Origin of the sequence: Burkholderia sp. Ac-20392 (genome assembly GCF_017104585.1) — a bacterium.
GTDB lineage: Bacteria > Pseudomonadota > Gammaproteobacteria > Burkholderiales > Burkholderiaceae > Burkholderia > Burkholderia lata.
On sequence record NZ_JAAGPB010000286.1, the window covers coordinates 1 to 11,156 of the forward strand.

Annotated in this window: 10 protein-coding genes and 1 pseudogene; 3 read left to right on the top strand and 8 right to left on the bottom strand. The window is 67.3% G+C overall.

The features are described from left to right. From G3N99_RS25910 to G3N99_RS25940, 7 genes are all read right to left on the bottom strand, one after another. Nucleotides 1-256 (bottom strand): aldehyde dehydrogenase family protein (locus tag G3N99_RS25910; protein ID WP_241011855.1); only part of this gene is annotated, 256 nt, incomplete at its 3' end. A 152-nt stretch (nucleotides 257-408) separates the two neighbouring features. After that, nucleotides 409-1,710, bottom strand: a complete 1,302-nt coding sequence (locus G3N99_RS25915) for a cytochrome c (protein ID WP_206123811.1) — start codon at nucleotides 1,708-1,710, stop codon at nucleotides 409-411. A gap of 15 nt (nucleotides 1,711-1,725) precedes the next feature. Then, on the bottom strand, nucleotides 1,726-3,948 hold the full coding sequence (locus G3N99_RS25920) for a xanthine dehydrogenase family protein molybdopterin-binding subunit (RefSeq protein WP_206123812.1): 2,223 nt from the start codon (nucleotides 3,946-3,948) through the stop codon (nucleotides 1,726-1,728). 1 nt (nucleotide 3,949) lies between these two features. Then, nucleotides 3,950-4,405, bottom strand: a complete 456-nt coding sequence (locus G3N99_RS25925; RefSeq protein WP_043183740.1) for a (2Fe-2S)-binding protein — start codon at nucleotides 4,403-4,405, stop codon at nucleotides 3,950-3,952. A gap of 133 nt (nucleotides 4,406-4,538) precedes the next feature. After that, nucleotides 4,539-4,838, bottom strand: coding sequence for a putative quinol monooxygenase (locus G3N99_RS25930; protein ID WP_011355207.1), 300 nt, complete (start codon nucleotides 4,836-4,838; stop codon nucleotides 4,539-4,541). 107 nt (nucleotides 4,839-4,945) lie between these two features. Beyond that, the gene (locus G3N99_RS25935; protein WP_206123813.1) at nucleotides 4,946-6,004 is read right to left on the bottom strand and encodes an NADP-dependent oxidoreductase; all 1,059 of its coding nucleotides are present in this window, start codon (nucleotides 6,002-6,004) and stop codon (nucleotides 4,946-4,948) included. 233 nt (nucleotides 6,005-6,237) lie between these two features. Beyond that, nucleotides 6,238-6,858: a TetR/AcrR family transcriptional regulator gene (locus tag G3N99_RS25940; protein ID WP_206123814.1), complete on the bottom strand. Its 621-nt coding sequence runs from the start codon at nucleotides 6,856-6,858 to the stop codon at nucleotides 6,238-6,240. Nucleotides 6,859-7,165: 307 nt separating this feature from the next. Between G3N99_RS25940 and G3N99_RS25945 the strand changes: the two genes are divergently transcribed. Beyond that, a complete protein-coding gene (locus G3N99_RS25945; RefSeq protein ID WP_206123815.1) occupies nucleotides 7,166-8,737 on the top strand; it encodes a hypothetical protein in 1,572 nt (523 codons plus the stop codon). Nucleotides 8,738-8,873: 136 nt separating this feature from the next. On the opposite strand, the gene G3N99_RS25950 is transcribed toward G3N99_RS25945, so the two are convergent. After that, entirely contained in the window at nucleotides 8,874-9,896 is a 1,023-nt protein-coding gene (locus G3N99_RS25950) for a DNA-binding protein (RefSeq protein WP_206123816.1), read from the bottom strand. A gap of 253 nt (nucleotides 9,897-10,149) precedes the next feature. On the opposite strand from G3N99_RS25950, the gene G3N99_RS25955 reads away from it, so the two are divergent. Together G3N99_RS25955 and G3N99_RS25960 are read left to right on the top strand one after the other, a co-directional pair. After that, entirely contained in the window at nucleotides 10,150-10,647 is a 498-nt protein-coding gene (locus G3N99_RS25955; RefSeq protein WP_174937839.1) for a papain-like cysteine protease family protein, read from the top strand. A 163-nt stretch (nucleotides 10,648-10,810) separates the two neighbouring features. Continuing rightward, nucleotides 10,811-11,156: pseudogene (locus G3N99_RS25960) on the top strand (histidine kinase); the annotation flags it as partial.

Sequence of the window (11,156 nt, forward strand, 5' to 3'; positions counted from 1 at the left end):
CCAACCACGACCACCGACTACTACACCGAGCTATACCCGCTTTCCCTACACGACGCGCTTCCGATCTGCGCCAGGCCTCGAAGCCGGGTTGCGCGGCGGCGAGCGCACGGTCGGGATCGGCGATGCCCGCGTGGGCCACCTTGCCGATCGGCTTGCCGGTCGCCGGGTTCACGACGTCGATCGTCTTGCCGCTCGCGGCGTCGACCCACTCGCCGTTGATCAGCAGTTGCGTATCCGTATAAGTCACGTTAGCCATCCAGACACCCCTACATTGCGTCGAAAAACGCGCGCTGCCGCGAACGGCCTCACGCCGGTTGACAGAAAAAGCCAGACCGCCGGGGCAGGCACGCACCCGGCGGCAGTGACGGCGGGCACGCCGGCCCGCCATCGTTCCGCATGGGGCCGCGCTCAGCGCGCGGCCGCCGTCGCCTTGCGGAGTTTCGCGACGTCCGCCGCCTGCACGGCCGGCGCGCCGTTGTTCCAGCCGGCGCGCATGAACGTCAGCACGTCGGCGATCTGCCGGTCGTTCAACTGGTTCGAGAACGCCGGCATCGGATACGCGGACGGCACGCCATCGATCACGAGCGTCTCGCTGCCGTTCAGCGTCACGTTGATCAGCGACGCGGCATCGGCTTCGAGCACGTTCGGATTGCCGGCGAGCGGCGCGAGCAGCGGCGCGTAACCGCGCCCGTCCGCGCCGTGGCAGTGCAGGCAGTAAGCGTTATACACCTTCGCGCCCGGATCGGCTGCGGGCCGACCCAGCGCGGCCTGCGTCGCCTTCGGATCATAGCTGTAAGGCGGCGCGCCCGTGCCGCCTGCGGCCGACAGCGATTTCAGGTAGCGGGAAATCGCCGCCAGATCGTCGTCGGTGAGTGCCTGCGTGCTGTGGTTGATCACGCTGACCATCGAGCCGAACGCAGTCGCATGGCGGTTCGCGCCGGTCTTCAGGAACTGCGCGACCTCGGCCTCGTTCCAGCGGCCGAGCCCCGTGTTGGGCTCGCCGGTCAGGTTCGACGCGAACCAGTTGTCGATCGGCGCGCCCGACAGGAACGCCGCGCCGCCTTCGTCGAGCGCCTTCTCCTGGAAGCCGACGCCGCGCGGCGTGTGGCACGACCCGCAGTGCCCGAGCCCCTGCACGAGATACGCGCCGCGGTTCCACATTGCGTCCCTGGCCGGCTTGTCCGCGTAAGGCGTCGTGTCGAGGAACACCATGTTCCACAACGCGAGCGGCCAGCGCATGTTGAGCGGCCACGGGATGTCCGACGGACGGTTCGCCTGCTTCACCGGTTCGACACCGTGCATGAAGTACGCGTAGAGCGCCTTCACGTCGTCGTCCTTCAGCTTCGCGTACGACGGGTACGGCATTGCCGGATACAGGTTGTGACCGTCCTTCGCGACGCCCTTGCGCAGCGCGCTGGCGAAGTCGGCTTCGGTATAGCCGCCGATGCCCGTCTCCGGATCGGGCGTGATGTTGGTCGTGTAGATCGCGCCCATCGGCGTGACCATCTTCAGGCCGCCGGCGAACGGCGTGCCGCGTGGCGCGGTGTGGCACGCGACGCAGTCGCCCGCTTTCGCGAGATACGCACCGCGCGCGACCAGTGCGCTGTCGGCCGGCGCCGTCTGCGCGGCATGTGCGGCCGTGCCGGCCAGCAGCGCAGACACGGCGGCGAGCAACGACGTGCCGAGCATCTTCAGGGTGAGGTTTTTCATGGTCGTCGCCTCCCCTCAAGCCGTCTTCAACTGGTCGCCGACCGGCAGCTTGCGCAGCCGCTTGCCGGTTGCCGCGAAGATCGCGTTCGACACCGCCGCGGCCGTCGCGGCCGTGCCCGGCTCGCCGATCCCGCCCGGCGCTTCACCGCTTTTCACGAGATGCACCTCGATCGGCGGCGTCTCGTTGATCCGCAGCATCCGGTAGTCGGTGAAGTTGCTCTGCACGACGCGGCCGTCCTCGATCGTGATCTCGCCGTACAGCGCGCCCGTGATCCCGAAGATGATGCCGCCCTGCACCTGCGCCTCGATCGTGTTCGGGTTGACATACATCCCGCAATCGACCGCGCACACAACACGCTTCACCTGGACCTCGCCGTTGTCCACCGCGACATCGACGACGATCGAGAAGAAGCTGCCGAACGCGTGCATCACCGAGACGCCGCGCCCTTGTCCCGTCGGCAGCGCCGGGCCGCCCCAGCCGGCCGCCTTCGTCGCGACCTCGAGCACGTTGAGCGCGCGCGGCGTCTTGCCGAGCAGCGCACGGCGATATTGCACCGGGTCGGTCTTGGTCTGCGCGGCCAGTTCGTCGATGAAGCTCTCGACCACGAACGTGCCGCGCGTCGGGCCGACGCCGCGCCAGAACGCGGTCGGCACGTGGCGCGGCTCCTGGCGTACGTAGTCGACCAGCTGGTTCGGCAGGTCGTACGGCAGCTCGGCCGCGACCTCGACCGCATCGGGATCGACGCCGTGCTGGAACGCCGGCGGCGCGAAGCGCGCCATGATCGACGAGCCGACGATCCGGTGCTGCCACGCGACCGGCTTGCCGTTCGCGTCGAGGCCGGCCGAAATCCTGTCGTAGTAGCACGGCCGGTACATGTCGTGCTGCACGTCCTCCTCGCGCGTCCAGACCACTTTCACCGGCGCGTTGACCTGTTTGCCGACCTTCACGGCCTGGCCGATCATGTCCGTCTCGAGCCGTCGGCCGAAGCCGCCGCCGAGCAGGTGGTTGTGCACGACGATCCGGTCGGGCGCGAGGCCCGTGAGCTGCTGCACGGTATCGCGCGCCCGCGTCGGCACCTGCGTGCCGACCCAGATCTCGCAGCCATCGCCGCGCACGTGCACCGTGCAGTTCACCGGTTCCATCGTCGCGTGTGCGAGCAACGGCTGTTCGTAGACGGCGTCGACGCGCGTTTTCGCATTCGCGAAGGCCTTGTCGACGTCGCCGTCCTTGCGGGCGACCGCGCCCTTGCCGTTCGCCGCCGCCTGCGCGAGATCCGCGAACAGATCCTTCGTCGAGACCTTCGCGCCCGCGCCCTCGTTCCACTTCACGACCAGCGCCGACGCGCCGCGCTTCGCAGCCCACGTATGATCGCCGACCACCGCCACCGCGTTGTCGACGCGCACGACCTGGCGCACGCCGGGGATCTTCTTCGCGGCCGACTCGTCGACGCTCGCGACCGTGCCGCCGAACACCGGGCTGTTCACGATCACTGCGTACAGCATGCCCGGCAGGCGCACGTCGAGCCCGAACTGGGCCGTGCCGTCGACCTTCTCCGGCGAATCGAGCCGCTTCGCGGGCGTGCCGATCAGCTTGAAATCCGCCGGCTTCTTCAGCGCGACGTCCTTCGGCACCGGCAGCTTCGCCGCCGCATCGGCGAGCTGGCCGTACGACGCGCGTCGGCCACTCGGCGGATGCTGCACTTCGCCGTTTACGGCGCGGCAGGATGCCGGATCGACGTTCCATTGCTTCGCGGCGGCCGCGACCAGCAGCGTACGGGCGGTCGCGCCGGCACGGCGCAGCGGCTCCCACGCGTAGCGCACCGACGTCGAGCCGCCGGTGAGCTGGCCGCCGAGCAGCGGATCGAGGAACAGCTTCTCGTTCGGCGGCGCATGGTCGAGCGTGACGCTCGACAGCGGCACTTCGAGTTCCTCCGCGATCAGCATTGGCAGCGCCGTATAGACGCCTTGGCCCATCTCGACCTTCGGCATCACCAGCGTGACCTTGCCGGCGCGGTCGATCTGCACGAACGCGTTCGGTGCGAACACACCGGGTTGAGCAGGCTCGGCGGCGTCGCCGCCGATCACCGAACGGCGCGCATCGTCGCCCGCGGCCGGCAGGCTGAAGCCGAGCAGCAGGCCACCGCCCGCCGCGGCGCCCAGCGACATGCCGAGCTTGAGGAACGAACGGCGCGACACGCCCGCGCCGGCCCGACCTGCTTCGATCAGTCCTCGCGACATGTCAGGCCTCCTTCGCGGCTTGCTTCACGGCCGCGCGAATCCGGTTGTACGTGCCGCAGCGGCAGATATTGCCTGCCATCGCCGCGTCGATGTCGGCGTCGCTCGGGTTCGGGTTCGACGCGATCAGCGCGGTGGCGGCCATCACCTGCCCCGACTGACAGTAGCCGCACTGGACGACGTCGAGCTCGCGCCACGCCTGCTGGACCTTGTGGCCGGCCGGCGTCGCGCCGACGGCTTCGATCGTCGTGATCTTGCGGCCCGCGACGGCCGCGACCGGCAGCACGCACGAGCGCGCGGCGACGCCGTCGAGATGCACCGTGCACGCGCCGCACTGGGCGATCCCGCAGCCGAACTTCGTGCCGGTGAGGCCGACGACGTCGCGCAGCACCCAGAGCAAGGGCATGTCGTCGGGGGCGTCGACCGAGCGGGTTTCGCCGTTGATGTTGAGGGTGATCATTCAGCCTCCGGGGCCGGTGTATTGGGGAGGCGGCGCAAACGGCGCGCCGCGTGGTGTTGTCATCGCCGCCGCGCTGTGCGGCGGGTGCCGTGCGGCCCGGGTGGGAGCGCGCCGCGACGGAAGTACAGCGTGATTACTCGGCGACGTCGATGCCTGACAGCACCTTGATGACCGGCGGCGCGGTGAACCAGTCGGCCGACTTCGCGCGGAATGCGCCGAAATACGGGCTCGCGAGGTGCGCGTCGAACGCAGCCTGGTCGTCGTAGATCTCGTACAGGTGCAGGTTCGGCGAGCCGTCCTGCTCGCGGAACAGGTCGTAGCGCCGGTTGCCCGGTTCGGTGCGCGTCTTCGCGACCATGCTGCGCAGTTCGGCCTCGGCGGCCTCCGCGTGTTCGGGTTTCAGGAACAGGGAAGCAATCACGTGAAGCGCCATCTTGTCACTCCTATCGAAACGGAATCGGGAAAGCCGCCCGCCTGCGTCATGTCATTCACGTCACGCCGGCGGGCGGCCGGTTGTTGCTGCAAGCCGGTACCGTCGTGTCAGGCCAGTTCGTCCGGGCCCACGCGCACGACGACCTTGCCGAAATTCTTGCCGGCGAGCAAGCCGATCAGCGCTTCCGGTGCATCGGCGAGATCGGGGACGACGTCCTCGAGCGTCTTCACCTTGCCCTGCGCGACCCATTCGCTCATTTCCTTCATGAACGTCGCGTAGCCGGTTGCATAGTGATCCAGGATGATGAAACCCTGCATCCGGATGCGCTTGCGCAAGATCGTGCCCATCAGGGCCGGCACGCGGTCGCGGCCGGTCGACACGGTCTTGTCGTCGTAGGCCGCGTCGTTGTAGTGCGCGATGATTCCGCATACCGGCACGCGCGCATGGTCGTTGAGCAGCGGCCACACCGCGTCGAACACGGCCCCGCCGACGTTCTCGAAATAGATGTCGATGCCGTTCGGGCACGCATCCTTCAGCTTCGCGGCAAATGCCGGGTCGCGATGGTCGACGCACGCGTCGAAACCGAGCGTATCGGTCACGTATGCGCACTTGTCGGCGCCGCCCGCAACGCCAACCACGCGGCAGCCCTTCAGCTTCGCGATCTGGCCGACCACCGCGCCGACCGCCCCACTGGCGGCTGCGACGACCACCGTTTCGCCGGCCTTCGGCTCGCCGATCTTCAGCAGCCCCGTATAGGCGGTGAAGCCCGGCATGCCGAGCACGCCGAGTGCGTACGACGGATGCGCGAAGTTGCGGCCGAGCGGAATCAGGTCGCGGCCGTCGGACAGCGCATAGTCCTGCCAGCCGGCGCCCGCCACCACCAGGTCGCCTTCGCGGAACGCCGGCAGGTTCGACGAGACGACCTGGCTGACGGTGCCGCCGACCATCGGCTGGCCGAGTTCGGCCGGCGCCGCATAGGACGGTGCGTCGCTCATCCGGCCGCGCATGTACGGGTCGAGCGACAGCCAGACCGTGCGCAGCAGCACCTGGCCGGCACCGGGCGTCGGCAGGTCACCGGATTCGGTGCGGAAGTTGCCCGGCGTCGGCGCGCCGACCGGGCGCGAATTCAGGATGATCTGGCGATTAGCGGTCTTGCTTTGCGGCATGTGAGCCTCCGTCAACAGGAATGGACGTGCTTCGTGGGCACGATCGGATCAGGGATGGACCAGCGGGAGACGCACGGGGCGGCAGCATCGGCGCTCAGGCCGTCGCGGCTGCGTGCGTGCGGTTGAATCAATCGGGACAGCGTAACGCGGCGTGGCACGTTCGTCATGCGCAGTTGAGTAGACCAGTCGTCTAGAATCAGGGTAAAAACAAGGCGCGCCGATGCGCGCCCGGGTTACGACTGTGCTCCACTCGGCTCGAGCGGTGGCAGGTTCAGCATGCGCCGCGTTTCGACCATCGCCCTTTCGAGCGGCTTCCGATTGCGGTGAATCTTTTCCAGCAGCGTCGCACCCAGCCACAGCTCGTAGAGGATCGCGGCCGTATGCGACGGATCGGCAACTCCGCTCAGCGAACCGTCGGCCAGCCCGGCCTCGATGCCGCCCGCGAGCCGCTCGATGATCTGGCTCGTGCCGTGCCGCAGCACCGTGCGCATCGCTTCCGACAGGTCCGACACTTCCGCGCCGAGCTTCACCGCGAGGCACTTGCCTTCCGGATCGTCCGCGCATTGCGTGTGCAGCCAGTTGCGCCAGTACGTCATCAGACGCTCGGCGCCCGTGCCGGCCTGGTGCTTGAGCAGGTTGTCGAGATGCGCGAGATAGCCGTCGAAATACGATTCGAGCAGCGCTTCGCCGAATGCCTCTTTCGAGCCGAAGTAATGGTAGAACGAGCCCTTCGGGATGCCCGCCGCAGCGAGAATCTCGTTCAGGCCAACCGCCGAAAACCCCTTGTGGAGCATGATCGGCTTGGCGATATTCAGGATGTGCTGGCGGACTTCCGCGCCTGAAGATGCATTCATGATGGCGTATGTTAGCAACGATTAGACCGGTCGTCTAGCAGCGTCGAACCGGCATGTTGAGCGGCACTTTACCTGATCCCCGCCAGGCGCCCAAACCTTGCACCGGCATGCCTCGTTCCTGGCCCGCCCTGCCGCGTGCGTGGCGTCACACGCACGACTTGGTTTCGTCGCGGGCGTTTCATCGATCTCCCGCATAAATACGCGCGGCGCATATGCCGGCGATCGCGTCATTTCGACCGGCATTGCACACGTGTGCAATGCGCCGGATCGTCGTTGTCGCCTCCCGAACCCGTGACCAGGAACGCCCATGACCGCCTCGAAACCCGAACGCCCGTCCGCGCCGAACCGCCGGCGCTTCATCCAGCGCGGCGCCGCGCTGACCCTGTCGCCGCTCGTCGGCACGCTGGCTGCCTGCGGCGGCGACGGCAACCCGACGTCCGCGTCGTCGTTCGCCGCCACCGGCGCCGCGGACGCGTCCACCCGCAACTACGGCATCGCCGACCGCTCGATCACGATCAACGTCGTCAATGCGATCCCGTCGACGACGCTCGCGTACGGCAACGCGGCGAGCCAGAGCGGCTCGCTGCCGCAGGCGTCGCAAGCGCAGATCGCCACCGGGCAATCGACTGCCGTCAGCGCATCGAACAGCTGGGGCGACTGCACCGGATCGTTCAGCCTTGCCGGCGGCGACGCATCGTTTGCGATCGCGTACACGCATCCGTTCGGGTCGCAACCGACCACCATCAGCGTTACGCCGTCGGCCGGCTACGTGTCGGGCGCCGACGCCGCCACGTTTCCCGGTCACGACTCGGTCGCGAATCTCACGCTGTATCGCGGCGTCGCGACCGCGAACGGCGCGTGGGTCGTCCCGCTGTCGCAACTCGCGACGCCGCCGGCCAACAACTGCCAGGATTTCGCGAACAGCATGTTCGGCAGCAACGTGCGCACGGCCGCGGCGATCCAGTCCGCGTATCAAAGTACCGGCCCGCTTGGCTACGTGCCGCCCGCCGACTTCACCGGCGGCCAGCTTGCCGGCTTCGTCGCGCAATGGGTGCAGCGCTGGCAGAACGGCGCGGCCTATGGCGTGCTGCCTGCCGCCGATGCGCAACTGATCGATGCGCTGAAGCAGTACGTGTCCAGTGCGTCGAACGCTGGCCCGTTGACGATGTGGGTGCCGCAGATCGCATGGCAGGCCGGCTCCGATCCGGCGGTGTTCGCGCTGACGGGCTATCGCGCGTTTCCGTTCGTCGATGCGCAGGGCAACTGGATCGCGGGCACGCTGTCCGCGTTCCTGACGCTGCTGGCGGCCGGCTCGCATATCGTCGCGATCAGCGCGACGAACGACCTGCCGACGGGCGTCACGATGCAGGCGTTCGATAGTTTCATGGGCGCAAGCGGGCTGACGACGTCGACGGATATCGGCAACTCGCACTACGCGTCGGTGCTGAACACGACGGGCCGCTATTACCTGAGCGTCGGCAGCGATTTCGCGCCGGCGAACTGCGGGCTGATCCTGTCGTTCCTGTACGGGCGTACGGTGAACAACCTGCTCGCGGGCGCCGGCACGTACAACACGTTCATCCAGCTCGAAGGCTGGCAGGCCGGCGGTTCGCGGCACAACGCCGACTATGCGACTTATCAGCAGACGTTGTGGAATATCTCGACGTACGGTGCGTCCGCGTATAGCGAGAAGCGCGCGACGTCGATCTTCCTCGCGCCGGCCGGGTGGACGCCGCAGGTCTATCAGACGACGCGGATGATGCCGTACGTCGGCGCGTATGCGCAGTCGAACGGGTCGCCGCAGGGCTGGTTGAATACGTCGCTCGTCACGATTCCGGCGGATGCGCCGGCGTTGCCGTCGCGGTATGTGTCGAGTTGATTCGTATCGGTGAGTGGGCGGGCGATCGGGGGTGCGGGGCTCGGTCGCTTGCCTGCTTGCCTGCTTGCTTCAGGCTTCAGGCTTCGGGCTTCAGGCGTGCGTCGCCTTCGGCTGACGCACGCTCGCGGTTTCGCCGTTAGCGCGGCGGCGCTTCGTCTGCGCGCTTTCGCGTGCGCGCCCGCCGCTCGTCCCGTTCTGCGGCTGGCGCAGCCTTGGCGCCACGTAGCGCCGACCGACGCGAGAGCACGGTCATTTCGCGCCGCAGCGCATCGAGTTCCTTGCCCCGTGCGGCATCGGTCGCCTGCGCGCCGTCGAGCTGCCCTTGCAGCACGCCGCATCGATGCAGCGCGTCACCGAGCTGCGCCTGCAGCGCGGCCACATCCTTGCGCTGCTGCGCATCGCGCTGCTCCGTGCGCAATGCCACCGCATCGAGTTCCTTCTGCAGCCGCGCGGCCGCGAGCCGCTCGCGATCGATCTCCTGAAGCGCCCGCTTCTCCGACGCGCGCAAGCGTTCCTCGGCCCGGCCGGCGTCGTCGCGCAGTCGGTCGAGCTGGGTGGTGAAATCCGCGCGTGCCTGCGCGAGTGCGCGGTCGCCCTCTGCGTTGTCGGCCGTGAGGCGTTCGATATCCGTTTGCAGCGCTCGCCGCGATGCGTCGTCCGCCGCCCTCGCCTGCTCCAGTTCCTGAATGCGCACCTGCGCGGCCAGCAATGCGGCCGTGCGTTGCTCCAGCGCCGTTTCGGTGCGGGCCAGTTCTGCCTGCAGCGCCGCGACTTCCGCCTTCGCTGCCATCCGTTCGGCTTCGACTTCCGCGCGCAATGCGTCGAGCGCGGCCGATGCGTCGGCACTCGACCGATTCCAAAGCGCCGCCACCAGCTCACCGGCGGCCGCCTGCAGATCGGCCGGCAGATCGGGATGCTCGATGCGCACGCGACTCTTTTCCCGCAGCTCGGCCCAGAACTCGCCGAGGACGGCCGTCGGCGTGCTCATGCTGCCCTTGCGGACGAGCTGGTACAGGCGGTTCGCGGTGGGCGTGATGCCGAAGCGGAAGAACAGCAGCGCGCAGGCTTCCCGGTACAACTCGCGGGTTTTCGGGAAGTCGGCCTTGAGGCGCTCGATTTCGGCGGTCAGGCGGGATTCGTCGGCAGCGAGATCGGACATGGCGGAGTTGGACTGATGATTTCGTAAATAATATAACGTAAACCGTTAAATATCCAATTAACCTAGCCTAATAATTTGACATTATTTCTATAATGTCGAGATTGATGGGTGCCGCTCTCCCGCTTCGTGTGACCGATCAGCGCCCACCGTCTTCGCGTCCGCCAACCGTCTCGACGAGGTTGGCGGTCACGATGGTTGTCCTCGCGCCCGATTCTTCATACGCTTATGGATCAGTCCTGCCTGGAGACCCGAAATGGTGGACGTCAGATTGAACGTGCCGATGGTCGATCAGAGCGGCGTAAAGAAAACCAAATCCGGATCCAAAGCCCTGAAGAACGCATGCTGGTATGCGGCGGCGTGCATGGTTTCGTACTTCCATCGCCCCGGGCCGCGTCTGGGCCTTCCGGCGCTATGGCGGGCAGACCAGGGGCTCCACTTTTCGAGGATCCCCGACTTGTGCGCGGTCGAAGGACTCATGGCGCTCAATCAGCCTACGTCCATTACGCCCGAATGGCTGGCCAAGGTGCTGACGGACTTCGGTCCAATCTGGGCCGCGGGGAATTTCCTGGAAAGGCCAGATGAGCCTGATGACGATATCGGTCACGTGATCGTCATCACGGGGATCAGGCACGGCATCGTTCACTACAACGATCCGGAGGGGCTGCCCGCACGCACGATGCTTCTGTCGACACTCGACACCGGTCGGCACAAACCCGACGGACTGCTGGTGAAGCGACCGGACTGCTATTGAATCCATTGCGGGCGTCCACCCACCTTCCCGGCAAAAACGCCCCTGCAACCGCGTCCGAAAACCGTCAACATTGCGCAATTGAAAGCCGGTTGCGCTGCCTCGCCGTGTCGTCGGCATCCACCCGGTGCGTCCATCAAGAAAACAGAAGAACGAGGAGCCCGCGTTGCGCACATTCCGGATCGGCTTTCGAGGCTTGTTCGTCAAGCTCGTGCCGACGTTCATCGTCGTGGGGTTCGTGGCGATGGTGCTGTCGTCGGTGCTGACGAGCGTGCTCTGGCGCACGCATGCCGAAAGCGACATCCGCCGGTTTCTCGGCAACCTCGACCGCCCTGCGCTGGCCGCCGCGACCGGCGCCGTCGACCTGCGCGACCCCGTTGCGTGCCGCGCGGCGGCCGATGCCCTGTTCTGGCAGATCGCACGAGTCGGCGCGCGCGACGTGATGGATTTCGCGCCGATGATGGGCTTCTTCGGCGCCGGTCGGCTCCAGGTGCGCATTGCACAGCCGGACG